General features: G+C 63.8%; 25 protein-coding genes, 1 pseudogene and 1 other annotated feature. Of the genes and pseudogenes, 7 read left to right on the top strand and 19 right to left on the bottom strand.

Annotated elements, in window-relative coordinates; all coding sequences use genetic code 11:
- Nucleotides 1-4: 4 nt before the first annotated feature.
- The 9 genes from C1O66_RS13880 to C1O66_RS13840 all read right to left on the bottom strand — a co-directional run bounded on the left by C1O66_RS13880 (nt 5) and on the right by C1O66_RS13840 (nt 8,087).
- Nucleotides 5-445, bottom strand: a complete 441-nt coding sequence (locus C1O66_RS13880) for a nuclear transport factor 2 family protein (RefSeq protein ID WP_102768421.1) — start codon at nt 443-445, stop codon at nt 5-7.
- Nucleotides 442-1,227, bottom strand: coding sequence for an SDR family NAD(P)-dependent oxidoreductase (locus C1O66_RS13875; RefSeq protein WP_102768420.1), 786 nt, complete (start codon nt 1,225-1,227; stop codon nt 442-444). The genes C1O66_RS13880 and C1O66_RS13875 overlap by 4 nt, the downstream gene beginning before the upstream one ends.
- 13 nt (nt 1,228-1,240) lie before the next feature.
- Nucleotides 1,241-1,804, bottom strand: coding sequence for a DUF3833 domain-containing protein (locus C1O66_RS13870; RefSeq protein WP_102768419.1), 564 nt, complete (start codon nt 1,802-1,804; stop codon nt 1,241-1,243).
- Nucleotides 1,801-3,102, bottom strand: coding sequence for an MFS transporter (locus tag C1O66_RS13865; RefSeq protein ID WP_341476781.1), 1,302 nt, complete (start codon nt 3,100-3,102; stop codon nt 1,801-1,803). The genes C1O66_RS13870 and C1O66_RS13865 overlap by 4 nt, the downstream gene beginning before the upstream one ends.
- A complete protein-coding gene (locus C1O66_RS13860) occupies nt 3,068-3,646 on the bottom strand; it encodes a chalcone isomerase family protein (RefSeq protein WP_243392796.1) in 579 nt (192 codons plus the stop codon). The genes C1O66_RS13865 and C1O66_RS13860 overlap by 35 nt, the downstream gene beginning before the upstream one ends.
- A 4-nt stretch (nt 3,647-3,650) precedes the next feature.
- The gene (locus C1O66_RS13855) at nt 3,651-4,877 is read right to left on the bottom strand and encodes an SAM-dependent methyltransferase (protein WP_102768417.1); all 1,227 of its coding nucleotides are present in this window, start codon (nt 4,875-4,877) and stop codon (nt 3,651-3,653) included.
- A gap of 16 nt (nt 4,878-4,893) precedes the next feature.
- Nucleotides 4,894-5,685 (bottom strand): DUF1365 domain-containing protein, encoded by a 792-nt coding sequence (locus C1O66_RS13850; protein ID WP_102768416.1) that lies wholly within the window; start codon nt 5,683-5,685, stop codon nt 4,894-4,896.
- Nucleotides 5,682-6,974 (bottom strand): NAD(P)/FAD-dependent oxidoreductase, encoded by a 1,293-nt coding sequence (locus tag C1O66_RS13845; protein WP_243392882.1) that lies wholly within the window; start codon nt 6,972-6,974, stop codon nt 5,682-5,684. Before C1O66_RS13845 ends, C1O66_RS13850 begins: the two co-directional genes overlap by 4 nt.
- Nucleotides 6,975-7,430: 456 nt before the next feature.
- Nucleotides 7,431-8,087, bottom strand: coding sequence for a glutathione peroxidase (locus tag C1O66_RS13840; protein WP_102768414.1), 657 nt, complete (start codon nt 8,085-8,087; stop codon nt 7,431-7,433).
- A 114-nt stretch (nt 8,088-8,201) separates the two neighbouring features.
- Here C1O66_RS13840 and C1O66_RS13835 point away from each other — a divergent pair, with 114 nt between their 5' ends.
- Both C1O66_RS13835 and C1O66_RS13830 read left to right on the top strand, forming a co-directional pair.
- The gene (locus C1O66_RS13835; protein ID WP_102768413.1) at nt 8,202-9,200 is read left to right on the top strand and encodes a MerR family transcriptional regulator; all 999 of its coding nucleotides are present in this window, start codon (nt 8,202-8,204) and stop codon (nt 9,198-9,200) included.
- A gap of 172 nt (nt 9,201-9,372) precedes the next feature.
- A complete protein-coding gene (locus C1O66_RS13830) occupies nt 9,373-10,254 on the top strand; it encodes an acyl-ACP desaturase (protein WP_102768412.1) in 882 nt (293 codons plus the stop codon).
- A gap of 85 nt (nt 10,255-10,339) precedes the next feature.
- On the opposite strand, the gene C1O66_RS13825 is transcribed toward C1O66_RS13830, so the two are convergent.
- The 3 genes from C1O66_RS13825 to C1O66_RS13815 are packed head-to-tail and all read right to left on the bottom strand — an operon-like array spanning nt 10,340 to nt 12,566.
- Entirely contained in the window at nt 10,340-11,245 is a 906-nt protein-coding gene (locus tag C1O66_RS13825; protein WP_102768411.1) for a hypothetical protein, read from the bottom strand.
- 38 nt (nt 11,246-11,283) lie between these two features.
- On the bottom strand, nt 11,284-12,219 hold the full coding sequence (locus C1O66_RS13820; RefSeq protein ID WP_102768410.1) for an ABC transporter ATP-binding protein: 936 nt from the start codon (nt 12,217-12,219) through the stop codon (nt 11,284-11,286).
- Nucleotides 12,216-12,566, bottom strand: a complete 351-nt coding sequence (locus tag C1O66_RS13815; protein WP_171827125.1) for a GntR family transcriptional regulator — start codon at nt 12,564-12,566, stop codon at nt 12,216-12,218. Before C1O66_RS13815 ends, C1O66_RS13820 begins: the two co-directional genes overlap by 4 nt.
- A 647-nt stretch (nt 12,567-13,213) precedes the next feature.
- Between C1O66_RS13815 and C1O66_RS13805 the strand changes: the two genes are divergently transcribed.
- A complete protein-coding gene (locus C1O66_RS13805; RefSeq protein ID WP_102768407.1) occupies nt 13,214-14,746 on the top strand; it encodes a hypothetical protein in 1,533 nt (510 codons plus the stop codon).
- 10 nt (nt 14,747-14,756) lie between these two features.
- The gene (locus C1O66_RS13800) at nt 14,757-17,072 is read left to right on the top strand and encodes a DNA cytosine methyltransferase (protein ID WP_102768406.1); all 2,316 of its coding nucleotides are present in this window, start codon (nt 14,757-14,759) and stop codon (nt 17,070-17,072) included.
- Between the two features lie 243 nt (nt 17,073-17,315).
- Here C1O66_RS13800 and C1O66_RS13795 read toward each other — a convergent pair whose 3' ends face one another.
- From C1O66_RS13795 to C1O66_RS13765, 7 genes and pseudogenes are all read right to left on the bottom strand, one after another.
- Nucleotides 17,316-18,290 carry a hypothetical protein gene (locus C1O66_RS13795; protein ID WP_133155218.1) on the bottom strand — a complete coding sequence of 325 codons (975 nt, stop codon included), beginning with the start codon at nt 18,288-18,290 and terminating at the stop codon, nt 17,316-17,318.
- Between the two features lie 159 nt (nt 18,291-18,449).
- Nucleotides 18,450-19,669 (bottom strand): IS3 family transposase gene (locus C1O66_RS13790; RefSeq protein ID WP_102766725.1). Its coding sequence is split into 2 segments (ribosomal slippage): nt 18,450-19,381 and nt 19,381-19,669, totalling 1,221 coding nucleotides; the frame shifts between segments, so codons are not numbered across the junction.
- Nucleotides 19,275-19,391: a sequence feature (AL1L pseudoknot), on the bottom strand. Its footprint overlaps the gene before it by 117 nt.
- 28 nt (nt 19,670-19,697) lie before the next feature.
- On the bottom strand, nt 19,698-20,135 hold the full coding sequence (locus C1O66_RS13785) for a Mic1 family protein (protein WP_243392893.1): 438 nt from the start codon (nt 20,133-20,135) through the stop codon (nt 19,698-19,700).
- A gap of 153 nt (nt 20,136-20,288) precedes the next feature.
- Nucleotides 20,289-21,755: pseudogene (locus C1O66_RS13780) on the bottom strand (TM0106 family RecB-like putative nuclease); the annotation flags it as partial.
- Nucleotides 21,756-21,926: 171 nt separating this feature from the next.
- Nucleotides 21,927-22,208: a DUF2622 domain-containing protein gene (locus C1O66_RS13775; protein WP_102768402.1), complete on the bottom strand. Its 282-nt coding sequence runs from the start codon at nt 22,206-22,208 to the stop codon at nt 21,927-21,929.
- Between the two features lie 38 nt (nt 22,209-22,246).
- Nucleotides 22,247-22,609 (bottom strand): metal-dependent hydrolase, encoded by a 363-nt coding sequence (locus C1O66_RS13770; RefSeq protein WP_133155217.1) that lies wholly within the window; start codon nt 22,607-22,609, stop codon nt 22,247-22,249.
- A gap of 24 nt (nt 22,610-22,633) precedes the next feature.
- A complete protein-coding gene (locus C1O66_RS13765) occupies nt 22,634-22,900 on the bottom strand; it encodes a DUF1883 domain-containing protein (protein ID WP_102768400.1) in 267 nt (88 codons plus the stop codon).
- Between the two features lie 129 nt (nt 22,901-23,029).
- On the opposite strand from C1O66_RS13765, the gene C1O66_RS13760 reads away from it, so the two are divergent.
- The 3 genes from C1O66_RS13760 (at nt 23,030) to C1O66_RS13745 (ending at nt 25,788) form a co-directional block, all read left to right on the top strand.
- Entirely contained in the window at nt 23,030-23,953 is a 924-nt protein-coding gene (locus C1O66_RS13760; RefSeq protein ID WP_102768399.1) for a WYL domain-containing protein, read from the top strand.
- Nucleotides 23,954-24,527: 574 nt separating this feature from the next.
- Entirely contained in the window at nt 24,528-24,824 is a 297-nt protein-coding gene (locus C1O66_RS13750) for a hypothetical protein (protein WP_133155216.1), read from the top strand.
- Between the two features lie 160 nt (nt 24,825-24,984).
- Entirely contained in the window at nt 24,985-25,788 is an 804-nt protein-coding gene (locus C1O66_RS13745) for a hypothetical protein (protein ID WP_102768397.1), read from the top strand.
- Nucleotides 25,789-25,879: the final 91 nt, after the last annotated feature.

The raw sequence follows: 25,879 nt of genomic DNA, 5'->3' as shown, positions 1-25,879 counted from the left end.
CAGCTCAATGCGCGCGCAAACGCCGCTTGAGCGCGCGCATCAGGGCTCCCAGCAGCGGCAGTTTTTCGTACAACTCTTCGGCCGCGTCCCAGTAGTCGCGGTGGTAGGCCACGCGGCCGTCGGGCGCGAAGCGCAGATGGCTGCTGCCGTGGATGCGCAGCGGTTCTGTCTGACCCTGGCGCTGGACGATGAAGTCCCAGGCGAGAAAGCACTGGTTCCCCTCGCACAGCGCCTCCAGCACCTCAAAGCGGGGCTGGTTCAGGGTTTCGAACATGTGCGCGAAGATGCGCCGCACCCCAGCCAGGCTCTGGACTTCGTTGAACGGGTCTTTGAAGTAAGCGTCTTCGCAGTAAAGCTGGTCGAGTCGCGCCAGGTCGGCGGGTTGCAGCTGTTCGAAGAATTTGATCACCGCCTGCACGCGCGGGTCGGGGTTGCTTGTGCTCATAGTCCGGTGGCGCGCCGCACGGCGCGAAAGTAGAGGCTGTGGCCGAGGTGGCTGAGCAGCTTGAGCCAGAGCGTGAAGCGCTTGGGGAAATGGATCTCGAACTCGCCTTTGGACCAGCCCTTGAGGATCTCGCTGGCGGCCTGTTCGGCGCTGATCAGGGCCGGCATCGCAAAGTCGTTCTGCGCCGTCAACGGTGTGGCCACAAAGCCGGGGTTGATCACCGAGACGCCAATGTGCTCGGGCGACAGGTCCAGGTACAGCGCCTCGGCCAGGTGGCTGAGCGCCGCCTTGGACGGCCCGTAGGCCAGCGATTTGGGCAGGCCGCGGTAGCCAGCCACGCTCGACACCAGGCTCAGATGGCCGGGCTTGCCCTGCCGGGATTGCTCCAGCAATTGCGGCAGCAAGGCCTGCAGCAGCTTGAGCGCACCGATGTAGTTGATGTCCAGATGACGCAGGGCGTCGCTGAGCGAGAACTGCTGCGCGCGCATGGGCTGGTAGTACCCGGCGCAGTACATGCACAGGTCGATCTGGCCGTGGTTGCGCACGATCTGCTGCACCGCCGCGAGCAGGGCCTGCTCGTTCATCACATCCAGCGGCAGGGGTTGCGCGCCCGGATGCTGGGCGGCGAAGTCATTGAGCAGATCGGCCTGCCGCGCCGAGACGATGACCCGCGCACCGGCCGCATGCAGCTTGGCCGCCACCGCCCGGCCAATGCCGCTGGAGGCGCCGACCAGCCAGACTGTGCGGCCATGCCAGCTCTGGATCTTGGGGTTCAGGGACATGGACGCGTTCCGCTCAGAGTTTCTGGAACGACAGGGTCACTTCCCCGAGCGTAACGCCGAATTTGCTCATCCTGGCCTTGTTCAGCAAGGTGCGCTCGTCCATCAGGTACATCCAGTCGTCGAACTGCACCTCGTAGACGCTGCCATCGACCGGCAGCTTGAGCGTGTAGGCCCAGCGCAGGGCATTGCCGGCGGCATGGCCCTGGGCCTCGCCCAGCACATCGGCCGCGGTGCCGCTGTAGCGGCCCTGGCCCAGGTCTTTCAGGGTCCAGACCCGGCGCTCGCGCTTGCCGTCGCTGTATTCGAAGTCTTCTTCCAGCACCCCGGTGTCGCCGGTCCATGTGCCTTGCAGCTTGACGATGAAGCGGCGCTGCACCTTGCCGGCCCGGTCGGTGAAGATGCCGTGGGCGATCAGAGGCCCGTTGAAATAGCGGCGCAGATCCAGCGTGGGCGTTTCGCGCGCGTAGTCCTCCGGCTGGGGTGCCGAGGCGCAGCCGGCCAGCAGGCTCAGGGCGCCCGCAGCGGCGCCCGCCAGCAGCAGGCGGCGGTGGGATCGGGTCGTGGGGGTCGTGGTCATGGCAGGTCCTCCCCTTGCGGGCGTATCCAATGGCGGTAGAGCAGGGCTGCGGCCGCCAGCTTGAGCAGGCAGGGCAGCAGGCAGTAAGACAGGGTCAGGGCGTTCAGCGCCTGGGCGTCGCGGGCGCCCGGTGTGTAGCCCAGCAGCTGCAGCAGGGGCAGGGCCAGACCGGCGGCCAGCGCGAGATTGAGCTTGTTGGCGGCGTTCCACCAGCCGAAGAAGCTGCCCTCGGCGCGGGCATGCAAACCGGCACGCTGGATCACGCCGGCCAGCATGGCGCCCGGAATAGCCAGGTCCGCCCCCAGTGCGGCCCCGCTGGCCAGGCAGACCGCCACAAAGCCGATCTGGTCGCCTGTGCCCAGCACCGCCGCCCAGGCGAACGCCGCCACGGCCAGCACCATGCCCAGGCCCCAGCTGCGGGCCTGACCCCAGCGCGCCACCCCGCGCAGCCACAGCGGCAAGGAGGCCGCGGCGGCCAGGAAATAACTGGCCAGATACAGGCCTTCGGCTTGCGGCGTTTGCAGCCGGTCGCGCACAAAGAACAGCAGCAAGGTGGCCGGGATCGCCGCCGCAATGCCGTTCAGCAGGAACACCGCCAGCAGGCGGCGAAAGCCGCGGTAGGCCCACACCTGAATCGCCCGCGCGCGCGCCGCCGGCCCACTGGCCAGGGCGCGCGGTGCCCAGCGCAGCAGGAGCAGGCTCAGGCCCAGGGCGGCCGCCAGCACGGTGGCCGTGCCGGCCAGGCCGATCCAGCCGGGCAGCAGGCTGGCTGCGATCACGCCAGCCAGGGACAGCCCTTCACGCCAGGCCACCACCCGGGTTTGCTGGGCCGGGCTGCCGCCCAGGCGTGCCCCCCAGGTCTGGTGCATCACGCTGAGCAGGCTGTAGCCCCCATAGCAGACGAGCAGAAAGGTGCCGCACCAGAGCAGCAAGCCCTGGGGCTCGCGCAGTGGCGGAAAGAACAGGGCGTAGAAACCTGCGCCCAGGGCGGCAGCTGCCCCGGCCATCAGCGGCAGCACGCGGCGTGGGTGTTCGTTCAGCCAGCGGTCGCAAAGTCGGCCGATCCAGGGGTCGACCAAGGCATCGAGCAGGCGTGCCGCCAGCAGCAGAGCGCCCAGCCAGGCCAGCGGCATGCCGTAGTTCTGGGCGTAGTGAGCCGGCAGGCTGACGTACAGCGGCAGGGCCACAAAGGCGAGCGGGAAGCCCAGGCCGCCATAGCGCAGGCCGGCCGCGCGGCCGCGGCCCAGGCCGGCGCTCGGGGTTTCAACCTCGGCTGCTTGGGCCACGGTGTTCGCCACGGGCCTGGCTGCTGTCGGCCGGGCGTTTCAAGAGTTGCTCGCGCATGCCGGGCTCCGAGCTTTGCGTCGCCAGCCAGATGCCGCTGAACAGGCGGGCGAACTCGGCGTCGGCGATCTGCCGACGCGGCTGGCTGTTGACGAAGAACTGCACGCCGCGCCCCGGCTCGAACAGGCCGCTGATGCGGTCGCCGGCCTTGACGTCGGGGAAAGCAGCCTCCATCTCGGCCAGCCAGCGCTGGGCTTTTTCCTCGCTGATCTCGGCCTGGCGCCGCATCTCCACCAGCGAGCGCTTGGCGATCTCGCGGCCGCTCAGGCTGCGCGCGTACTCCAACTCGAGCGCCAGGGTCTGGCGCGACCAGTTGTCCGCGTTCACGTGCTCCGACACCCAAAGCCGGATGTCGTAGATGCGCAGGCCGAAGAAACGCATCTGCGCCTCCGACTGCAGGCGCAGCGCCTCCGGCACTTCGGCTGGACGCTTGCGCTGCGCGTGGGCCGGCAGGACCAGCAGGCCGGGCATCGCAAGAAGCAGGGGGCGGCGCCGCATGGTCTCAGCCCTCTCGCAGCAGGGTGAACTGCATCACATCGGTGTTGTCGGCGGCGAAGGCCGCTTCGCAGTAAGCCAGGTAGAACTCCCAGAGCCGCATGAAGCGGGTGTCAAAGCCGAGTTCGCGCACCGGGCCCTCCTGATGAAGGAAGGCCTCGCGCCACTGGTGCAGGGTGCGGGCGTAGTCCTGGCCGAAGGCCAGCTCATTGACCACGCGCAGCCCGGCCTTGGCCGCGTGCGCGCGGAACTGGCTGGGGCTGGGCAGCATGCCGCCCGGGAAGATGTACTGCTGGATGAAATCGCTGGAGCGCGCATAACGCTCAAACAGATCGTCGCGGATGGTGATGGTCTGGATGCAGGCGCGGCCGCCGGGCTTGAGCTTGGCGGCCACGGTCTGGAAGTAGCCATCCCAGTATTCGCGGCCCACGGCCTCGAACATCTCGATGGACACCACCGCATCGAAGGCCGGATCGGCAATGTCGCGGTAGTCCTGGAAACGCAGGTCGGCCTGCGCGGCCAGGCCGGCCCCGGCCAGTCGCTCCTGTGCCCAGGCCAGCTGCTCGCTGGACAGGGTGACGCCGGTCAGGTGGGCGCCGAAGTCGCGCGTGGCTGTTTCCGCCACGGCGCCCCAGCCGCAGCCGATCTCCAGCACGCGGCTGCCCGGGCCGATCTGGCATTCCTCCAGCGCGCGGCGCATCTTGGCGGTCTGGGCCTCGGTGAGGCTGCGCTGCGAGTCGCCTGCGAACCAGGCGCTGCTGTAGTTCATGCTCGGGTCGAGCCAGAGCCGGTAGAAGGCATTGCCCAGGTCGTAGTGGGCGTGGATGTTCTTGCGGCTGCCGGCGCGGCTGTTGCGGTTGAGCAGGTGCTTGACCCGGTGCAGCAGGGCGCCCCACCAGGAGCCGAAGATCACCGCATCGAGCGCCTCGCGGTTGCGCACGAAGAGCTCGAGCAGGGCGCGCAGATCGGGCGTGCTCCAGTGGCCGGCCACAAAGCTCTCGGCAAAGCCGATATCGCCCGAGCGCAGGGCTGCGGCGCAGACCGCCCAGTCGCGGATGCGCAGGGCCGCGCGTGGGCCTTCGCTGCCGCCGAAATGGGCGCTGCTGCCGTCGGGCAGCTGCACATCGAGGCTGCCGTGGCGCAGATGCCCGAGCAGGCGGAACACGGTGCGCGCGGCGGCCGGGGCGTCGCTGGGCAGGGTGGTTCTTTGCGTGAGCGTCGTGCTTGTGTTCATTGCAGGCTTGCAACCCTCAGCGGGTCACCAGAGTTTCAGGGGCGGCAGGTTTGCCGAAGAAAGGCACCCGCTTGAGTGCCAGGCGCAGGGCCTGCCAATGGATGCGCCAGATCAGCATCAGGCTCATCGCCGGCATGGCGAAAAAGGCCGCGCGGGCGCTGGCCTCGGTCAGTGGCTGGAGCTGGCCGCTGACGCTGGTTTGCAGCAGCGGGCCGGCTTCATCCTCGTGGTCGATGCGAGCCACGGTGCGGGCGCCGCCGCGGCTGCTGTGCATGAAGCGAAAGCGGTAGCCACCGGCCACGCGGCAGAACGGCGAGACGTGGAAGACCTTGCGCGCTTGCAGCTCGCGACCGTAGGCCAAGCCCTCACCTTGCAGCAGGTAGCAGTGGCGCTCGCCGAAGGTGTTGTTGACCTCGACGACGATGGCCGCCAGGCTGCCATCGCGGCGCTGGCAGTACCAAAAGCTCACCGGTTTGAAGGCATAGCCGAGCACGCGCGGGAAGCAGTGCAGCCAGATCTCGCCGTCGGCATCCTCCACCGCTTCACGGGCCAGCAGCGCCTCCAGCCAGGCCAGGGCGTCGGGGCCGCCATCGCCGTGGTCGGCATCGTGGAAGCTCAGCCAGCCGAAGCCGTTGCGGTGCAGGGCGGTGCAGGGATCCTGGCGCAGCCGTCGCATCGGCAGCATCAGGAAATAGCTGCCGTAGGCAAAGGCATGGTCGCTGGGGCGCAGGCGGCGGTGGCGCACGCCGCCGCGTCCGATCAGCGCCTGCTGCGGCCAGGCCTGGGTGCCGGCGGCCGTTTCGCTCATGCCGCTTGCTCCGCCCAGCGCTGAGTCAGCGCCCGGGCCACGCCCAGGCCGGACAGCAGGCCGTCTTCATGGAAGCCATAGCGCGTCCAGGCGCCGCAGAACCAGACCTGGCCCTCGCCCTGCATCTGCGCCACGCGGCTCTGCGCGGCCACCGCAGCGCGGTCGAACACCGGGTGGGCATAGTCGAACTCGCCCAGCACCTGGCTGGCCTTGGGCTCGCGCACCGGGTTGAGCGACACGACGACCGGCTGTTGCCAAGGCAGGGGCTGCAGGCGGTTGAGCAAGTAGTGCAGGCACACCGCGCTTTGCTCGGCGCCGGGGCGGCTGCCGCCATGTTCGTAGTTCCAGGCGGCCCAGGCGCGCTGGCGTTGCGGCAGCAGGCCGGCGTCGGTGTGCAGCACGGCGCGGTTGCGGTGGTAGGCGATGGCACCCAGCACCTGGCGCTCCAGCGCGCTGGGCTGATCCAGCAGGCGCAGCGATTGGTCGCTGTGGCTGGCCATCACCACCGCGTCAAAGCGTTCGCTGCCCGCCTTGGAATGCACCAGCACGCTGCCGTCGGCCTGGCGGCTGACGGCTTGCACGGGGCTGTTCAGGCGCGCATCGGCAATGCGGGGCAGCAGCTTGTCGACGTAATGGCGTGCGCCGCCGCGCACGGTGAACCACTGCGGCCGGTTCGTCACCTGCAGCAGTCCGTGGTTGTGGCAGAAGCGGATCAAGGTGCTGATCGGGAAGCTCAGCATCTGCGCCGTCGGGCAGGACCAGATGCAGGCGACCATGGGCAGCAGGTACCAGTCGCGGAAGGCGGCGCTGAAGCGCTGCTCGTCGAGGAACTCGCCGATGGGCTGGGCCAGCGCGCGCTCCTGGCCGCTGCGGGCCAGCTCGGTACAGACGCGGTTGAAGCGCGTCAGATCGCTGAGCATGCGCCAGAAGTCCGGCCGCAGCAGATTGCGGCGCTGGGCAAACACGGTGTTGAGGTTGCTGCCACTCCACTCCAGCTGGCTGCCCGGCGCTTGCACCGAGAAAGACATATCGCTGGGCGCCACCTCCACGCCCAATTGCCCGAAGAGCTGGATCAGCAGCGGGTAGGTGCGCTCGTTGAAGACCAGAAAGCCGGTGTCCACACCGTGGCTCGTGCCCTGCAGCTCGACATCGACGGTGTGGGTGTGGCCGCCGAAGTAGTCATTGGCTTCGAACAGGGTGACGCGGGCTTGCGAGCTCAGCGCCCACGCGGCCGACAGGCCGGCGATGCCGGAGCCGACCACGGCCACGCGGCGCGCGTTCGGGGGCAGGGCGTCGGGGAACTGCGGCGCGCCGAGTTGGCGCAACCACGGCAGCAAGTCAGTGGCGTGACTGTCGGCGGCGCCCGTAGCTTGGCGCAAAAGAGAAGGGCTTCCAGCGTGGCTGGAAGCCCTGGGAATAAAAGAAGTCGCAAGACGCCTCGGAGCCAACGAGGGAGGGAGGGAGGAGGAGGAAAACGGCTCCGAGATTTCAGCCCCTACACAGGGGAGATCTTGCGACTGGAATCGGTTGCATCCTACCGAAGTATTCGTTTGCGCGAAAGCCGCAGCGCTGGTTTGCAAAGCTTTACACAAGCCTGCGTCATCCTGGGACAGGCGACTCAGAAGACCTGTAGTTTGGGTAAAAAAACCGGTAGCGCTGTCGCCCAAAAGAGGGACATGCGATGGCTTGAAGGCGACAGAGTGGGGCATGGCGGTGCGGCAAAAAAACAAACGGTCAGACGGACGTCAGGGTTTGGCGAGCAGGCGCTCGAGTTCCTGGGTGAAGGTCTGACCCAGCGGGTCGGTCATGGAGCCGAAGCTCTTGATCTCGCTGCCGTCGCGCGAGACCAGGTATTTGTGGAAGTTCCACTTCGGTGTCTGGCCGGTGCGCTTGCCCAGATCGGCGTACAGCGGGTTCAGCCCGCTCTGGCCGGCCTTGACCACCGATTTGGCAAACATGGGGAACTTCATATTGAAGGTGTTCTCGCAGAACTCGGCGATTTCCTTGTTGCTGCCCGGCTCCTGGCCGCCGAAGTCATTCGAGGGGAAGCCCAGCACCACCAGGCCGCGCGGGGCGTAGCGGCTGGACAGGGTTTCCAGTGATTTGTACTGCGAGGTGAAGCCGCAAAAGCTGGCCGTGTTGACCACCAGCACCACCTTGCCGGCGTACTGACACAGGGCCTGCGGCTTCTCGTCCTGCAGGCGTGGGAATTCGCGCTGCAGCAGCTCGGGGCAGCTGGCGCTGGCAGAAGCGGCCGGCGCCGCAGCGGGCGCCGCGCGGACGGGGGACACCCAGGCCGCCAGCGCCAGGGCGGTGGCCAGTGCGCCGCAGCTCAGCGCAGCAGCGCGGTGAGCCGGAGCAGGGCGGGCGATGGCGCAGTGCGAGCGGGAGATGTTGTCCATAGTTTGTCCTAGTCAAAACTTCGTTCTTTATCTATATTAGGGCATCTCAAGAAATTTGTCCTATGTTTGTCCAATACAAAAATCTACGCATGCGGATGAACCAGGAGCGCCTGCATGGCTGAGGTTCTGGGCCTTCCGGACCGCCCGCCCTCGGCGGCGACCGAGGCGGCGAGCGCTGGTGACGCCGCCGCTGGCTTGCCGGGCATCGCCGCGGTGGAACGTGACACCGGCATTGCCAAGGACACTTTGCGCATCTGGGAGCGGCGTTACGGTTTCCCGGCGCCCTTGCGCGATGCGCTGGGCGAACGCGTGTACCCGCCGGAGCAGGTGCAGCGCTTGCGCTTGCTCAAGCGCTTGCTGGACGCGGGCCATCGCCCCGGCCGGGTGGTGGGGGCTAGCGACGAAGCCTTGCAAGAGCTGCTGCAGCTGAGCAAGGACACTCGTTCGGATGGTGGCGCTGCCGCCGCCCTGGGCGTCGATCTGGACGAGTTCTTGCAGATGTTGCGCCGCCATGAGGTGCTGGACCTGCGCCGCCAGCTGGCTCAGACCCTGCTGCGCCTGGGCTTGGGCGCGTTTGTGCGCGAGGTCGCGGCGCCGTTGACTGTGCGTGTGGGCGAGGCCTGGATGCGTGGCGAGCTGGAGGTGTTCGAAGAGCACTGCTACAGCGAGGCCCTGCAGCAGGTGTTGCGCCAGGCGATTCAAGCCATCCCGCCCTTTGCCCTGGGCGAGCGGCCGCGGGTGCTGCTCAGCACCCTGCCGGGCGAGCCTCATGGCCTGGGTCTGCTGATGGTGGAGGCCTTGCTGGCGCTGGAAGGCTGCCAGTGCCTGTCCTTGGGTGTACAGACGCCGGCCAGCGAGCTGGTCAAGGCCGCAGTGGCCCATGAGACCGATGTGCTGGCCCTGAGCTTCAGCGGTCTGCTCAATGCCGCCCAGGTGCAGCGCCAGCTGCGGGACTTGCGCGCTGCGCTGCCCGAGCGTGTGGCCCTGTGGGCCGGCGGCAGCGCGGCTGCCTTGCAGCGGAAGTCCGGCCTGCCCGGGCTGGAGCATTTGACCGAGCTCGATCAGGTGGCGCCGGCCGTGGCTGCGTGGCGCGGCGGACTGACAGCCTCCTGATTTCCTGCGACAAGACCGTGAAGACCGGGGGGCGGAGCAGGGCATCCCTGCCGAGTGGCTCATGGCTTGTCATACTCAGGCCTCACATCGAACGACACCACGAGCTCTTGCGCTCGCGGCCGAGCCGGCTGGCCCGCCCGCGAACCCACACAGAAACCCAGGAGGACTGACGATGCTGTACCCCGAGCTCTTCAAGCAGCTGGAGGCGGTGCGCTGGAATATGGACAAGGACATCCCCTGGGATGCCTTCGACGCCAGCCTGCTCAGCGATGACCAGGCCCGCACCATCAAGATGAATGCCATCACCGAGTGGGCGGCGCTGCCGGCCACCGAGATGTTCCTGCGTGACAACAAGGACGACAGTGATTTCTCGGCCTTCATGAGCGTCTGGTTCTTTGAGGAACAGAAACACTCGCTGGTGCTGATGGAGTACCTGCGCCGATTCCGCCCGGACATGGTGCCCACCGAAGATGAGCTGCACGAGGTGCGCTTCGAGTTCGACCCGGCGCCGCCGCTGGAAACCCTGATGCTGCATTTCTGCGGCGAGATCCGCCTCAACCACTGGTACCGCCGCGCGGCCGAGTGGCACACCGAGCCGGTGATCCGCGCCATCTACGAAACCCTGGCGCGCGACGAAGCCCGCCATGGCGGCGCCTACCTGCGCTACATGAAACGGGCCATGCTCAAGTTTGGCGATGAGGCGCGTGCTGCCTTTGCCAAGGTGGGCGTGCTGATGGCCAGCGCGCGCCGCACGGCCCAGGCCCTGCACCCGACCAACCTCCATGTGAATGTGCAGCTGTTCCCGCGCGACACCATCCAGAGCCGCCTGCCCGACCCCGAGTGGCTGGAGCACTGGCTGGACAAGCAGATACAGTTTGACTCGGTCTGGGAGAACAAGGTGGTGGACCGCATCCTGCACAACATGAGCCTCCTGATGGAGCGCAGCTTCGCCAGCGTGCAGGAGCTGAACCGCTACCGCAAGGAAATGGCGGCGGCGGTGTTGAGCGGCGGGCTCAAGGACGAGGGCGCGCTGGGCGCTTCCGCAGCCGCCTGAGCCATCGCTTCGCCCATGAAAAAGCCCGCCAATCGGCGGGCTTTGTGCTTGGCGGGCGAAGCCCTCGTGTGAGCTTCGGAGCGCTTCAGTGAGAGTTGCGGCGATGCAGGATCAGCAGGCCGAAGCAAATCGCCGCCACCACCAGACCGCCGACGAAATGAGGCGAGGCGGTCTGCGCCAGCGCCGCGGCGGCGTCCTGGCCCGCCCAGTTCAGCACATCGGCAACGCCTCGAATTTCGATCTTGGCGGCCTCTTCCTCTCCGATCAGGTGCATGGCATCGAAGAAGGCCGAGCCAGCACCCTGCACTTGCTCGGCCAGCAAGGTCCAGACGATGGGGTTGAGATAGACCTTGTGCAGGATCACACCGACCGTCACCACGGCCGTGACGACGGCCGGCACGCCCCAGCGCTTGAGCCAGGCAGCGGCGACCATGAAGCTCATGAAGATCGGCGCCATCCACAGCGTGAACAGCACGGTGCCCAGCACCATGCGGGCCAGCACGGCCAGCGCCGGCAGCACCAGCTGGTACCAGGACACCTGGGTCCAAACGACAAAGCCGCCGAGCTTGAGCGTGATTGCCAAGGCCATCACCACGCCGACACACAAGCCCACGCCCAGAGCCAGCACCAGCACAAAGATGGTGTGCATGAACAGGGTGGCGATCAGGCTTTCGCTGTGGCTGGCCGGCAGGGACAGCCAGAACTCGATCGAGCGGTCCTGGTGGTCACGCCGGGCCAGGCCGGGCAGCGAGAAACCAGTCATCAGCAGCGTGATGCCCCAGACCGCCAGCATGGTCGCTGCCATGATGGCGCCGACGCTTTCGGTCGGCGGCAGGTCTTTGGCTTCGCCGATTTGCACGCCGCCGAAGGGCAGGGCCAGCAAGGCGATCAAAGGCAGTGCCAGCATGGCGATCAGCCAGCCCTTGTGGTGCTGCATCCATTCGCGTTGCAGCAGGGTCTTGAAGCGGGTTTGGAAGTGTTGGGTGGACATGGTGTGTGTTCTCCTCGGCTGGGCGGGCAGGGATTCGGTCAGTCTTGGCGGGCACGCAGCTCGGGCTTGCGCGTCAGGGCCATGAACAGATCGACCAGGCTGGGTCGGAAGCGTTGGCCCAGGGCCTGCAGATGCTCGGGCGGCTCGCCATCAAACAGCGCGGCCGGGCGGCCTTGCTGGCGGTAGCGCAGCAGCGGGTGGGCCGAGGCCACCGCGTCCGCGGCCGAGGCGTCGTGGGACAGGGCGACAAAGCGCGAGTCCATGGCCTCCAGGCTGATGTTGAGCACCAGCTTGCCCTCGTCCAGCATCATCACGTCGCTGAGCAGGGTCTCGATCTCCTCGACCTGGTGGGTCGAGATGATCACGCTGCGTTCACCGTCACACCATTCGTCGATCAGCATCTCGTAAAAGCTCTTGCGCGACATCACGTCCAGGCCGAGCGTCGGTTCGTCCAGGATCATCAGCTTGGTGTCGATGGCGGCAATCAAGGCCAGGTGCAGCTGGGTCACCATGCCTTTCGAGAGGCTCTTGATCTTGTCCTGCGTGCCCACGCTGGTGCGCTTGAGCAGGGCGCGGGCGCGCTCGGCCGAGAACTTGGGCTGCAGGCCGCTCATCAGCGTGATCAGCTCGTGCACGCGCGCCCAGCGCGGCAGCACCGCCACATCGGGGATGTAGGACAGCGATTCCAGCAGCTCGCCACGTTGATTGCGCGGGTCCAGGCCCAGCACCTTCAGCTCACCCGTGCCGCCGATCAGGCCCACCATGGCCTTCATCAGCGAGGTCTTGCCGGCGCCGTTGTGGCCCAGCAGGCCCACCACCCGGCCCTTGGGGATGTTGAAGCTGATGTTGTCGACGGCAGTCTTGCGGCCGTAGCGAAGGCTGAAGTCGCGGGCTTCGATCAAGTGGCTCATGGTGGCGGAGGGTGCAAGGGTGGATGGTGCGGGGTGGGCGATTGTGGCGGCAACGGTGCTCATGTGGCCTCCCAGTTCAGGTCTTGGGCGCTCAGACCCAGGCGGCGCAGCTTGTCGCGCAGCTGCGGCCACTCGGTGTGCAGGAACTGCTCGCGCTTGGCTTTCAGCAATCGCTCGCGGGCGCCGCTGCGCACATACATGCCCAGGCCGCGGCGGCTCTCGATCAGCTCGTTGTCCACCAGGGCCTGCAAGGCCCGGGTCACCGTCAGCGGGTTGATCAGGTACTGGCTCGCCAGATGGCGCACCGAAGGCAGGGCCTCGCCCTCAGGCGGCGAGCCATCCAGCAACTGCACGGCCAGGCGATCGGCCAGCTGCTGGTAGATGGGGGCAGAGTCGTTCCAGGTTTGCATAACGGTCGAGGCCGAAGCCGGTGTGTTGCTGATGTAGCACACCATAACAAGCCGACCGTGGCCGCCCAAGGCGGGCGCGACAGACTGCAGAAAAGGGGGGATGAAGCGGAGGGGTTGTCGGTTTGCGCTGAGTTCGGAACTGTTTGCGCTTAACTTTGAACTCGTTCTAGCATCCGCGACGGGTGCCAAAGCGATTGCAAGTTGTTGATTGGAAACAAGGTTTTCGCTTCCGCGTAGGCGGATGCTCGCGGATGGCAGGCATGGCCTCAGCAACATCCATGAGTTTTTTCCCCCGCTGCAAGCAGCCGCTCACTGCCTTATACTGATTTTATTTACAGTGTTTGAGATGCGTGTTCTTCTCAACGCAATGTTATGTGCCTCATGTAACATAGGAAGATGGCAAAAGGTGAGTCAGGCAGGATCGTTATCGAGGTTGACCCGGCACTGAAGCGTGAGCTTTATGCCGCTTTAGCGCTGTCGGGTAGCACCCTTAAGGATTGGTTCATACGTAATGCGGGGGACTACTGCACCTCTGGCGTGCAAGGGTCGCTCTTCGCACCGGTCGTAAGTGCGGCCGGCGCGATTCGGAATGAGACCGACGAGGCAGTCCAAGTGAGCGATGACGCGCAGACGGAGTCCGCTGAGTAATGCCATACGACCACAACGCTGAAGCCGACTTTGCCGCCTCAGAGGTTGCCCGCATGCTCGTGGCCGACCCAGGGCTTTGCTACGACGCCGCATCGCTACCCGCTTCGATCAGCGCCTCGGCCTCCTACGAGCCGTCGGCGGCGGGGTGGCCGAAGGCCGATGGTCTGGTGTCCGTTCTTGAAGGGGGCACTTCGACCCAGCGTGCCATAGCCTTGGAATACAAGCGTCCTCAGGAAGGTATTCATGGCCTGCTGACGGCGATTGGCCAAGCGCATGGCTACTTGCACAAAGGCTACAGCGGGGCCGCAATCGTCATCCCAGGGCGATACAGCTCTCACCCGACGCCGGCTGAATACGTCCGTGATGTCTTGAACGCGATCAGCGGCAGCCGGGCGATTGCAGTCTTTAGCTATTCGCCACCAGACACCACAAGCCCAACACCTTTTGCCGGGCGAATTCAATGTGTTCGACCCCTGGTGTTCGACGCTGGTCGTGTGCATCTGCGGCCGGCCAACCAAGGGCCAAAGACCCAGTGGGTCCATATGCGGGAAGGCTCGACCACCCGCGATGCGTTTTTTCGCTTTCTCCAGGTCGCGAAGCGGCTGTCCGCAGACCCTACCGCTCCGCGGCCCACGCTCAGGAGCGAACTCGTGGCCGCTATTGGTCGACTGGCCCCCGGCAGGGACCCAATCGAGTACATAACTAACACTGCGGACAACAAGTTTTTGACCAAGGTCTGGCAATTCTTCTGGCTCGAATGGCTAGCGACGCCAGCGGTGCTGACGCCTTGGAAACTTGAAGCAGGAGTCTATTCAGCGCCTGGCGCTAGGACTCGCATCCTTCGTGAAGATGGGACGGACTTCAGCCAACTTTGGGAAGGGCGAGTCAATAGCCTCAAAGAGACCATCGCCGGCATGCTGAACCGCGGTGAGATTAGTGAGGCGCAGGGCTGGGAAGCATTTGTCGGCGGAATCTCTGCTACTGGAGGCGGCCAAGATAAGCAGGGCGTGCGTGCGAGGGCACACAGCTACCGCGAAGACATCGACAGCGCTTTGGCTCAGCTCAGGTGGATCGAAGACGACGGATTGCCAACGGACCAGGGCTACCGGTTCATGACTATCTGTGAACGGTATGGAGGAGCCAACTCCCGTGCCGCCATCGACTACATGGGCGCCACGCTCATCCAGACCGGGCGCTACGCGTCGTTCTTGCATTACATCAATCGCCTGTCCGAGCGCAAGTTCGCCGAGAACCCTCTCGCCTACACGAAGCCGGGGCCTGGCGGCATGCCCGTGTTTACCGAAGAGTCTTATTGGGAGTATCTGCAAGACCTGGAAACGAAGCTAACCGACGAACTTAGGGTCATGAGAAAGGTGTCTGGAAGAGCCCGTCCCCGAGTTCGCACCACGTTCCAGGTGGAGCTGACCCTGTTGCGCAACTATGGGTTCGTTAGCTCCACGAGGCACCGGCTCGGCGTCGGCATTCCTATCGACTGGGAGCAGGTCGTGCAGGCCCTCAATGTAGACCTATGAAGCAGTTCAAATGAAAAGCAACAACGACTATCAAGCCGAGTCAGGTGCAGCCCGAGCAACGAGGGCGCGCACTGTCAAGGGTGTTCCGACCGCCGTGGGGCTGTTCGTCGGGGCAGGCGGGCTTGACCTGGGATTTCGGCAGGCTGGGTTCAAACTCTTGGCCGCATCAGACTTCGAGCCTGAGGCCGAAGCCACGCACCAGCTCAATTGGCCGGGAGTGCCATTCATCCTGGAGGACGTTCGCAAGCTGACCGTCGACAGAATTGCCGAGGCAACGCAAGGACGCAGGCCGGATGTGGTGATAGGCGGGCCGCCGTGTCAGGGCTTCTCGACACTCGGAAGTCGGCTCTCGGCAGATCCCCGGAATGATCTTGTTGACGCATTCATTCGCATCATTGAAGGGCTGCGTCCGCAGGCGGTCGTGATTGAAAACGTCCGTGCGATCGCGACCGAATACAACGGTCGCTATCGCGATTACATCATTGCACGCCTGAAGGACATCGGCTACCACGTGAACTTTTCTGTGCTGAATGCTGCCGACTACGGCGTGCCTCAGCTTCGCAAAAGGGCGTTCTTCGTCGCATTCGCGGACCCCCGGGTTCAATACGAGTTTCCCGCTCAGACGCATGGTCCCGACCGACTGCCTTACGAGACGGTTGGCAAGGCAATCATGGATCTCGCGAGGCGCGGCGAAAGCATCCCAAATCACATTCAACTCAAGCACACCGACAAGGTCGTTGCTCGCTACAAGCTCATCAAAGAGGGAGGCATGTTGCCCCCGGCGTCGGAGCTTCCCGAGGATATCCGTCGCGAAAACTTTGGCAGCACCTACAAGCGACTTCACCGCAAAGCTCCGGCACTGACTATCGTGCCAGGCAACAACGCGCTACCCATTCATCCGACGCAACACCGTAGCCTCACCCCGCGCGAAGCTGCGCGTATTCAATCATTCCCAGACGACTACATCTTCACCGGGGACAGACGGCGCCAGTGCATTTTGGTTGGTAACGCTGTACCTCCGCTTCTGGCAAAAGTCATTGCCCAGTCGGTTTGGGAGCGCATCCTTCCGCTGAAGGGAGCTATGGCAGAGCTGCGGCATGCCAGAGAGCAACTTGTGCCCAAGCAACCGCCAGTTCCGCGAAAGGCGTCGCTGCATCTGACCGCGCACATCGCCGAGGATGCCCCAGGTTTCGTTGACCTGTTCTCAGGCGCTGGCGGTTTCAAGATCGGCTTCGCCCGTGCCGGCTTGCGGCCGCTGCTTTGTGCGGACAACAACAAAAAGGTGTTCGCCACGCATGAGCACAACTACCCGAACGTCCCCTTCATTCTTGGTGATGTTGGGTTGCCGGAGGTTCAACAGTCCATCGTCGAAAGCGTCGGCGGGCAAGAACCGTTCGTGGTCGTGGGCGGTCCGCCATGCCAAGGCTTCTCGATGTTCGGAAAGCGCCGCATGGCTGATGGGCTCGGCCTCAATCCGCGCGAGGACCCTCGCAATCGTCTCGTTTTCTCATTCGTTGATACCGTGGCGAAGCTCAATCCACGGTGGGTGGTGATGGAGAACGTGGCTGGCTTTGCGTCGCTAGATGATGGTTGGTTCGTCGAGCAAGTCGTGGCAGAACTTAAACGGTTCGGGTATTCCAATGTTGAGCATCGAATACTCAACACGGCTGACTATGGCGTGCCGCAGCTTCGGAAACGGTTCGTTCTGATCGCAAACCGCACGGGCCACGTAATCCCATGGCCTAAGCGGAAGTTCCACGCTTCGCCCGAGGACTGGCAAAAGCCATATAGGACTGTTGGCGAGGCTATCGGCGACCTTGCGGACGATGCAAGCTATCGCAGGCAGACGTGCCACGTTCCGATGAATCACAAGCCCTTGCAGGTAGAGCGCTACAAACGGATTCCGGAAGGCGGCAAGCTCGACGTTGAGGCTCTTCCCGCGGAGCTTCGTAAGGGATACAGAACCGATGAAGTGAAGAACTTCAGCCACGTCTTCAAGCGCCTTCACCGGAACAAGCCGGCGTCAACTATGGTGCCTGGGCACAACGCGTTCCCTATTCATCCCTGGCTCAACCGAGCGCTCACAGTGCGCGAGGCCGCACGTATTCAGACATTCCCGGACGAGATTGAGTTTATAGGTGCTCGTGAAGATCAGTGCATGCAGGTTGGCAATGCTTTCCCGCCGCTGCTTGCCGAACTGATTGCGAACAATTTGATGAGGGCGGAAAGCGGCGGGTGGCTGCCTGGCGCTGTGCCAAAGCTGGCCCGTTACTCGTTGCTGGAACTTGAGGTTGCGGAGACGCAGGAGGAACTTCCTCTGGCGTAGTCAATACGGCCGGGGCCGCACGATCCCGTCGGCCCGCTACAACGCGCGTTGCGCGCAATGCATAGGCGTGCCACGTCGGGACGGCTTCTCTGGACTATCGTCTGTCTGCTGGTGGAGGCAGAGCCAGCGTTTCCTGTAGTAAGCTAGCTGAGCGTAGGACAGCCCCATGCAACACGCGACTGGTGCGGATCAGCGTACAACGCTACTGGTTGCCTGCCGCGCACCAGCTGTAGCGGAGGTTGTTCAACTGAATTGACGCGTTCGAAATGGCTCCGGTTCCAAAAGCACGTATGGATCGTTGGGATCGATAGCCCAGAGATCTTCACCGCTAGACGCTGCGTCCGGTGGGCTATTTCGATGCCCGCCCAGGCAGTGCACGTTCAAGCCCCAGCGATGAAGATTCAGGTGCTCGGACGCGAGGTCGAACTCAACCGAGGCGGCCGGCGAGAAGTCAGCCCGTTGCAACCCGCCGGCATCAAGCAGCGGAACGGGGTTGAATGCCCAGAAGTATCCGAACCCCCACTTAGAACCCAAGAGGTCCTGGCCTATGCGCAGCAGCTGCCGGTCGGTCTTGAGCTCTGGCGAGCCTTTTGCGACACGACGTATCGCTAGCACGAACTTAGACACGACCTGGAGATAGTGGCCGGGCGGGAAGCCGTAGTGGGCGCCCTTGCGGCGCGCCATCGGCATGATCCTTTCCTCCAAGAGGTCGGCCAGCGCCTGTGCGATGCCACCGCAGATTAGCGCTGGGCCGAGCAGGACCATCATCCGCCACACGCTTCGGCCCCACTGAAATGCAGCCTCATGTCGGCCGTCGAGATGCGCCAGGCGCAGCAGCAAGATCTCGGCGGCCAACGCGTCTAGCCGGGCCCGCAGTTCCAGCATCGTCGTTTGCTTCGCGCCGGCCGTTCCATTCTGCGAACTGGCCCAAACGACATCGCGAATCTCAGGCTCAAGCTGCCGCAGCAGCCTGTTGATCTGTGAGCGCGTCAGCTGGCGATCCGTCAGTGCCGGCCATAGCGGGCTACGCAGACATTCGTTGGCGCCTGGGTGGGCGCGCTCGACGGCCGCGAGGATGCGCGTGGGCCGGTGCCGTCCCAAGAAATAGCCCAACCATAAGTTGGTGAAGACGGGGTCGACCTTGTTGCAAGCCGCGCTGTGCGGTGCAAAGCGGCGCTCCAGCTCCTTGTAGTCCTCGTCGTTGAAGGCGGCACTCACCCCGTACGTCCAGTACACCGTCTTCAAAGCATCGGTAATAACCCGCCTTGGCGGTCGGCCGCTGGGCTTTCGAGTGGACGGGAAATGGGCACGACTCCAGAACTTCGCCAGCGAAAGTGCTGAATCGCCCCGGGTTCCGAGGAGGCCTGTTGGTTTAAGTCAGGCGGTCGCGGCCTGACCAGCGCGGTGACGATGGTAATTGGCTTCGAACTCAGCAGGCGGCACATGGCCCAGCGGCCCCATCAGCCGGTGATGGTTGAACCAGGCGACCCATTCCAGTGTTGCCAGTTCCACCGCCTGCTTGGTCTTCCAAGGCCCGCGCCGGTGAATGACCTCGGCCTTGTACAGCCCGTTGATGGTCTCGGCCAGTGCGTTGTCGTAGCTGTCGCCCTTGGAACCCACTGAGGGCTCGATTCCGGCCTCGGCCAATCGCTCGCTGTACCGGATTGACAGGTATTGCGAGCCGCGGTCGGAGTGATGCACCAGGCCATCGGACGGCTTGCGGTCGTACAGCGCCTGCTCCAATGCGTCGAGTACGAACTCGGTGTGCATCGAACTGCTCTGACGCCAACCCACGATGCGCCGGCTGAACACGTCGATGACGAACGCCACATACACCCAGCCCTGCCAGGTTGAGACATAGGTGAAGTCCGAGACCCACAGCTGGTTCGGCCGCTCGGCCCGGAACTGCCGATTGACGCGGTCCAACGGGCATGGCGCCTTGGGATCGGGAATGGTGGTGCGCACGGCCTTGCCTCGGCGCACACCCTGCAGCCCGAGCTGGCGCATCAGCCGCTCGACGGTGCAGCGCGCCACGGCGACGCCTTCGCGGTTGAGCTGGCGCCAGACCTTCTCGGCGCCGTAGACCTGATGGTTGGCCTGCCAGACGCGCTGCACCTGCGGTAGCAGTTGCACATCGCGCTGGGCTCGCAAAGAGCGCAAGGCCGGGCTGCGCTGACAAGCGACGTGGCGCCAGTAAGCCGATGGGGCAATCTGCAGGACGCGGCAGATCGGCTCGACCCCAAGCTGCTGGCGGTGCTGGTCGATGAACGCCTTCAGGACTTGATGCGGCGGTCGAGCTCCGCCTGGGCGAAAAACGCGCTGGCCAGCTTCAGAATCTCGTTGGCCTTGCGCAGCTCGCGCACCTCTCGTTCCAGTTCCTTGATGCGCTGAGCCTCCGCAGTCGAGACACCGTCTCGCTGGCCGGCATCGACCTCGTGCTGCTTGACCCAGGTGTGCAAGGTCTGCGGCACGCAGCCGATCTTGTCGGCGATGGATTCGATGGCCGCCCACTGCGACGGATGTTCTGCTCGGTGCTCCAGCACCATGCGCACGGCACGCTCACGCACCTCGGGCGAAAACTTCGGGGACTTCTTCATGGCTCCATTCTCCAGAGTTGGAGCCTCCTCAAAACCCGGGGCGATTCACCTTGATGACCGAGGTGGAGATGGGCTTGCCCGGGCCGAGGCTCAGGTGAGGAGGCGGTGCCTCTTTCGTCGGACCAACTTTGAAACGGACGAGCTGCGCCTCCGTGTCCATTTCAAAGTCGGTGTATGCGTCCCCGTTGTCAGCGCGCGTGACGCTGCTGCCGTCGCGGAGCTTCGTCTCCTGGATGGGGTACGTGTAGGTATGGACGTACGACTTCTTGTCCTTGACGGGCGGATTGTTTGGATCCGCCCGAAGCGCGGCCAGGCACTCAGGATCCTCCAGCAGGTCGTCCTCGTTCATCTCCATGCGCGCGAACATGGCCCAGTAGGCCGGCTTGTCCGCGCGCCGATGATAGTCCAACAGCTGGTAGGCCAGCTCTCGCGCGGCCTCCTCAGGTGTCCAGCTCAGTCGATCCACAGGCAAGGGCTCCACCAATGCCGCTCGATAAGGGACCAAGCGCGCTTCTGCATCGCTCAACGGTTGGCCGTCCGTCGTAGCAGCTGAGCCGCCAACTGCCCCAGGCGTAGCCCAGGGCATCGTGTCAGGTCGCAAGGTTAAGAGCCAGTCTCGGAGCTCCTGCGTAGACCGAACATCGTCTTCGTTGTACTTTTCGATGGAGTCCAACAGCGCCTGGTCGCCGGTTTCCTTCCAACGCTCGTACTAGACGATGCTAGCGCCGGCATTGGTGACGTCGCCTTCACGTGCCTCCAGGTAGAAGTGCTCGATGTTCTTGATCGAGTAGCGAGGCTCCGAAACCATGATGCCTTCGCGCACGACCTGGTAAAGGTCTACGAGCACACCCAGGCGCAGCCAGTTATCGACCTCGGCCTCGCGGGTCGCATGGAGCGTCATCAGCTTCTTGAGCGCCGTCTCCTCATACTTTGCATAGTGGTAGACGTGCGCTCCAGGGTACTGCTTCAGGCGCGCCACTACGAAATCGACGAATTGCTCGAACGCAACGCGTTCTTCCTGTCGGCTGTGGGCCCAAAAGCCCTTGAACACCCACTTCCCCGCGTCGCTGAAGTACAGCCCAAACAGATACTCCAGGCCGCCCTCCTCGAGCGGATCCCCTTCAATGTCGAAGAACATGTCGCCCGGGTTCGGCACGGGCATGCGGCGTAATCCGCGTTTTGGCTCTTCGGGCAGAAGCACCACCTTGCCCTTGCCGGTCCGCCGGGCCTCGACCTGGAGCTGAGCTTGATGGCGGAGCTTCTCCAGCGTCGCCACGGGAATCTTTGCGACCGGACTCCCGGGTTGCAGCTCCGAAAGCTTGGCCATGGTGTCCACGCCGACCTCCTGAAGCTTTGCGATCTGGCCACGCGCAATGCCGGCCACCTGATTGAGATGATCGTCGTTGAGCCATTGCTCTTTGCAGAGATGGCTCCAGCGGCAGACATCACAGTGGCTGCAAGGCTCCGGGTACGTTGCCTTGTGCCCCGCACTCATCCGCGCCAAAAAGCGTTCCAGCAACGCGTCGAAGTAGTGGGCGTAGTCGGCGCAGCGATAGGTCATCTGAGTCCGGTCACCGAGGATGACGTGCATCGACTGCGGAGCCACACCCTGAACGATTGTCAGCAGCTCCGAGTAGAAGGCCAACTGCACCAAGAACTTTGCCTTGGGCGACCTGGACAGTTTGGTGTCATAGACCTCGTAGCTGTAGTCACCAAGCTTTGACGGGCTAGGCACCTTGATGAGGAAGTCGGCGAAGCCAACGAGGCTCTCATGCAAGAACGTCGCCTGGAAGACCACATCGACGCCAGCCCGCATTGCCGACAGGGTGGCAGCAACCTTGTCCGTCAAGGACTCATTGCCATCGGCAATGTCGACGACATTGAGGCCCCGGTCACGCAGATGCTGGACGTAGGCACCTTCATGTTCGTAGCCCTTCTGCTGAATTAGCGCGGTCGACTCGTCAACCGGCGCCTTCGGCAGCGGGCTCTCGAGGTTCCTCAAGTCGAGCGAGGTCAGGTGCTCGCACTCGAGGAAATTGACAACATCAGTCGCGGCGTACAGGCGCCCCGATTCACGGTTCTGCATGTCTTATCCCCCTCTTAACTATTCTGCGTGCATTGGGGGCGGTACCGAGTACCGCCATCGTTACAAGGCGATTACCTAAAGCAGCCTCCCAGCGGGTCGCTGGGGTAGCACCCCATCAATACTGATGAGGTGCCGGAACCCGCGCGATGTAAGTAGCCGCCAGCTACTGCCTTAAACCTTGGTCAGGCCCGACCAGGTGCGACCAGAGGACTCAGTGACCAGGACAGAGTAAGTCTTGCCTGTACGAGCCGCAGCAGCTTTTGCCTTCTCGAGCACTTGCGCCCTGGTGGCCGTGCCGGAGTAGTCGTATTCAGCGTCCGGGAGGTGATAGGTGGTGCCGTCATCCGAAGTGATCGTGCGCTTGAAGCCCGCGGACTGCATGTAGCCATGCAGGGCCTCGTAGTTCTTCCAGTCTGCGTTGTGCAGAACAACGCGAGTAGTGAATTGAGCCATGTGAGGTACTCCTAGAAAGTTGCTTTCGTCGAGGCCGCTCAAATGAGCGGCAGCGATTTGGTGGTGAAGGCATCTCGGGCGAGATGGGCTAGGTAGGCGGCCCCTAGTGCAAGGCCCGCCATTCGGACGAGCTGCTCCCACCCTTCCTCGGGTTTCCAGTCGTAGAGCCGGTAGATCCCCCATCCCAGCAAGCCGACCACGGCCCAGCTGTGGAAGAACTTGCGATGGTTGGGATGAAGCGCCGGCTCGATGAGATCGGGCAACGAGGGAAAGCAGGCCGCCGTGAAGCCCATCGCCATCGGTGCGACCGTCAGAGGGCGACCATCACGTCCCTCGACGAGTGCGGTGGCCACTGAAACCGCCACCAGGTTGAACGCACTGTGTTCATTCGCGCATGCCATGCTTTGCTCCTGTCAGTTCAGCACTTAGCCAATCACGCGCGCGGACGAGCGCACGGAGCCGCCCAGCCCTTGCATGTCCACGGCAACGTGCCAGTTCCCGGAATGCGGCACTTGGAGACGTACCAGCGACTGCTCGGCCAGCCCGCCGTAGAAGCGGTGTTGCCTTCCGTTGCGATAGTTGGAAAAGTTTGAGCTATCCATCAAACGAACATTTGCCGCGTTGCCGGTCAACGAGACCTCAACAACAGCCCCTTGAGCCCGGAACCCGAGATCGTGGTGAACAAACTGCATTTCCTGCCCTTTCAGCGCTGCGGTCGAAGCCCGCCTGGCCGGCCTTGGTTACGAATGAGGTTATGATACGTGATCATTTTGATTAGCGCAACGCTGTTTTTATGTCCGGCGTGGTGGTACCATGGGCACATGATCACATCGACGGTGAACCGCGACCGTTTGGCGAGCCTTCCGCGAACCCAGCTGGAACGCTTGGCCTACATCGACTTCCGGCTGTACTTCCTAGGGGAACTGCGTCGCGCAGACCTCATCGAGAGGTTCGGCACCGGCCCAGCGGGTGCGACGAGGGACATCGCGACCTATCGCGAGATCGCTAAAGACAACCTAGCCCTCGACCCAGCAGCCAAGCACTACACGCCAAAGGACGGCTTCGAACCTGTGTTCAAGCACGACCCACTGCGGGTGCTGACAGCCCTTTCCCAAGGATTCGGTCAGGGCCTGGACAGTGACCCGCTGTCTCTCATCCGCTGTGAATTTCCTGCCGCACTCAGCTTGCCGAAGCTAGACGTGCTGGCGCCGATCACCAGGGCAATCCATGGGCAGAAAGCGGTACGCCTGACCTACCACTCAACCACGAGTGGCGAGTCACAGAAGGACCTCGTTCCGCTTAGCTTGGTCGACAGCGGAGTGCGTTGGCACGTTCGAGCCTACGACCGGGACAAAGCCGCCTTCCACGACTGCGTGCTGACGAGAATGAAGAACGTATCCATCCTCGACGGCCCCATCCCTCCAGAGCAGACGCCAGAGAACGACCACCAGTGGAACCGCGTCATCGAGTTGGAGCTTGTGCCGCATCCGAACTTCGAACGTCCGGAGATCGCGCTCATGGACTACGACATGCCCGATGGTGTTCTCAGGGTCAGGGCGCGCGCAGCAAACGTCGGGTACATGCTTCGTCGCTGGAGTGTCGACTGCTCACCTGACCATAGCTTGAAAGGCAAGGAATACACCCTGTGGCTGCGCGACCCGCTGGTGCTTTATGGCGCGTCCAACGCAGTCGTAGCGCCGGGCTACAAGCCGCCTGTCGCAGTCAACGCCAGTCGGGTTGGCTGAGGCTGCACAAGGCCTAGAGCAGCAAAGCTCAAGACACATTTCGGACGGCCTTCAGTTGAAGACCGTCTGGCATCTCAGAACTTTTTGTGAGTCCCGGCTGGCCCGCTTTGCTTTCCTGGGGCCAAAGCTCAAGACTCATTTCCAGCTATGAGCTGGACACGGCCAGCGGGGGGGGGGGGGGGCGGCGTTCAGCGGACCAGGCTCGGCTGGCCATGATCGGGCGGGAGGAATCGGCATTGAGGCTGTCGGTCACAGAAGCCGGAAGGATGCGCGGGTGTTCCGGGCGCGGCTAAGTTTGGTCGGGCCCGAAGCCCGCTCGCCGCAATTCGTAGCTGAGCCTAACGTCGAGGGCGAGCGCCGGCACGCCGGACTGGGTATTTGCCTTGAGGGCCAACGGCACTCCAAGAAGCTGGCACAGAGTTCCGTAGTCGGGCTCGTAGCGGCGCTTTCCGTCTGCAGTCTTGACCCAGGGATTGGTGTGCTCGTCCGCCGAACCAGTTGGGCCGGTCAGCTCACCCAGCGCGAGGCGCTGCGCGAGCTGCGTGCCGTCCTAGAGCGACGGTGGTCTAACGAGTTGGAGATCACCTCCAATCGCATGCATTGGGAGAACTGCGAGTTCGAGAAGCGCATCCAGCATCTGTGGCTTTTCGAACTGAAGGAAGAACTTGAATGCCGGCGCAAAGGATTCGGCGAAGGTGACGGCTGCGGCTGCAACTGCGTTCTGAAATTCCCGGCGCACAGACTCATCGGTGTCGAAGAGCTCGCCGACGGAATCGGCCGGATTCGAAAGATCCGCTGGCATTCGGTGATCTCCTTTGGCTTCAGCCTACGAGGGCTGCGCACTCGTGGACAGCTATGGCGGCGCCGTTGAAGATGACGCGCTCGGTACGCACAATGCCCAGGCCAAGAGGGTCCGATTGTGATTGTCCCTAGAGAGTGCCGGCAGCATCGGCCATCCGCCAGGATCATCTCCTGAGCCACTAGCCGCCTATCCTGGCCGTGTCACGTCTGGTGACGTCAAGGAGGACCGGATGAACGAGACGATTGCCGGCGACTCCAGTGCGGCGGAGCATAAGGCTGAACGTGCGACGGCCTCAGTGCCATCGAGAGAGGCGTCCTTGCTGGGGGCGTTCAGCTCCATCAAGTTCTTGGCTGGAGTCGCTGGCGTACTTGCCGGTATCTGGGCGCTGTTTCCGTCGTATTACACGCAAGGCTATCTTGAGACGCTCAACGTTCCGACTACCTATTTCCCCGTTGAAGCGGCCGACACGCCGGCGACCCTTCATCGCGTCATGATGTCTCTGTTGGCGAACTTCCTCATTCCTCTCACGGACCACCCTGGCGTTTGGGTCATCGCAGCGATCTCTGCTTTGGCGCTCACTGCATTTCTCTGGCAGAAGTTACGCAAGCCGAAGGGCAGCCCCTCAAGCAGCGCGAAGCCCAAATGGACGCCCAGCGCTACCGTGCTGAGCGTTGGTGCTGGCATCTACCTCGCGCTTGTGGTGTACCTGCTGCCTCGTGTCTTGCTGATGGTGGCAGCCATTCTCCTGTTGCTGCCGTATGTTGCACAGATCGCTGGACAGAAGGATGCACAGGCTGTCTTGGCAAAGCGCAGCGCCTGCAACGTCGCGGCGGAAAAGCGGCCACTCGGGTGCGTCGTTGTGCGCTATGAGACGAAGGGATTGGACGGCAAGGAAAAGGTCGTGGATCTCGCGGGTGTGATTGTCGCCGGCAACTCGAGATGGCTGGCCATGCTGGCGGGCGACGATGTCATCACCGTGCCTGCCAACGTGGTTGGCACTAGCGCAAGGCTTGTGGCGCCAGTCAGCAGATGAGCAACGTCGCTGCTGTGGCGGCGCGGAGGCGTCGGCGGCGGTTCGGAAAGTTCAAGTTTGAGTGAAACAAAAGGCCGAAAGTTCAGACTTG

Source organism: Paucibacter aquatile, assembly GCF_002885975.1.
Lineage (GTDB): Bacteria > Pseudomonadota > Gammaproteobacteria > Burkholderiales > Burkholderiaceae_C > Paucibacter_A > Paucibacter_A aquatilis.
Note: the sequence above shows the minus strand (reverse complement) of the source record. Positions and strands in the feature narration are given on the sequence as shown.

What these genes read in the sequence shown, in the direction of transcription:
- C1O66_RS13880 (WP_102768421.1), bottom strand. Translation starts at nt 445, where the DNA reads ATGAGCACAAGCAACCCCGACCCGCGCGTGCAGGCGGTGATCAAATTC.
- C1O66_RS13875 (WP_102768420.1), bottom strand. Translation starts at nt 1,227, where the DNA reads ATGTCCCTGAACCCCAAGATCCAGAGCTGGCATGGCCGCACAGTCTGG.
- C1O66_RS13870 (WP_102768419.1), bottom strand. Translation starts at nt 1,804, where the DNA reads ATGACCACGACCCCCACGACCCGATCCCACCGCCGCCTGCTGCTGGCG.
- C1O66_RS13860 (WP_243392796.1), bottom strand. Translation starts at nt 3,646, where the DNA reads ATGCGGCGCCGCCCCCTGCTTCTTGCGATGCCCGGCCTGCTGGTCCTG.
- C1O66_RS13855 (WP_102768417.1), bottom strand. Translation starts at nt 4,877, where the DNA reads ATGAACACAAGCACGACGCTCACGCAAAGAACCACCCTGCCCAGCGAC.
- C1O66_RS13850 (WP_102768416.1), bottom strand. Translation starts at nt 5,685, where the DNA reads ATGAGCGAAACGGCCGCCGGCACCCAGGCCTGGCCGCAGCAGGCGCTG.
- C1O66_RS13840 (WP_102768414.1), bottom strand. Translation starts at nt 8,087, where the DNA reads ATGGACAACATCTCCCGCTCGCACTGCGCCATCGCCCGCCCTGCTCCG.
- C1O66_RS13835 (WP_102768413.1), top strand. Translation starts at nt 8,202, where the DNA reads ATGGCTGAGGTTCTGGGCCTTCCGGACCGCCCGCCCTCGGCGGCGACC.
- C1O66_RS13830 (WP_102768412.1), top strand. Translation starts at nt 9,373, where the DNA reads ATGCTGTACCCCGAGCTCTTCAAGCAGCTGGAGGCGGTGCGCTGGAAT.
- C1O66_RS13825 (WP_102768411.1), bottom strand. Translation starts at nt 11,245, where the DNA reads ATGTCCACCCAACACTTCCAAACCCGCTTCAAGACCCTGCTGCAACGC.
- C1O66_RS13820 (WP_102768410.1), bottom strand. Translation starts at nt 12,219, where the DNA reads ATGAGCACCGTTGCCGCCACAATCGCCCACCCCGCACCATCCACCCTT.
- C1O66_RS13815 (WP_171827125.1), bottom strand. Translation starts at nt 12,566, where the DNA reads ATGCAAACCTGGAACGACTCTGCCCCCATCTACCAGCAGCTGGCCGAT.
- C1O66_RS13805 (WP_102768407.1), top strand. Translation starts at nt 13,214, where the DNA reads ATGCCATACGACCACAACGCTGAAGCCGACTTTGCCGCCTCAGAGGTT.
- C1O66_RS13800 (WP_102768406.1), top strand. Translation starts at nt 14,757, where the DNA reads ATGAAAAGCAACAACGACTATCAAGCCGAGTCAGGTGCAGCCCGAGCA.
- C1O66_RS13775 (WP_102768402.1), bottom strand. Translation starts at nt 22,208, where the DNA reads ATGGCTCAATTCACTACTCGCGTTGTTCTGCACAACGCAGACTGGAAG.
- C1O66_RS13770 (WP_133155217.1), bottom strand. Translation starts at nt 22,609, where the DNA reads ATGGCATGCGCGAATGAACACAGTGCGTTCAACCTGGTGGCGGTTTCA.
- C1O66_RS13765 (WP_102768400.1), bottom strand. Translation starts at nt 22,900, where the DNA reads ATGCAGTTTGTTCACCACGATCTCGGGTTCCGGGCTCAAGGGGCTGTT.
- C1O66_RS13760 (WP_102768399.1), top strand. Translation starts at nt 23,030, where the DNA reads ATGATCACATCGACGGTGAACCGCGACCGTTTGGCGAGCCTTCCGCGA.
- C1O66_RS13745 (WP_102768397.1), top strand. Translation starts at nt 24,985, where the DNA reads ATGAACGAGACGATTGCCGGCGACTCCAGTGCGGCGGAGCATAAGGCT.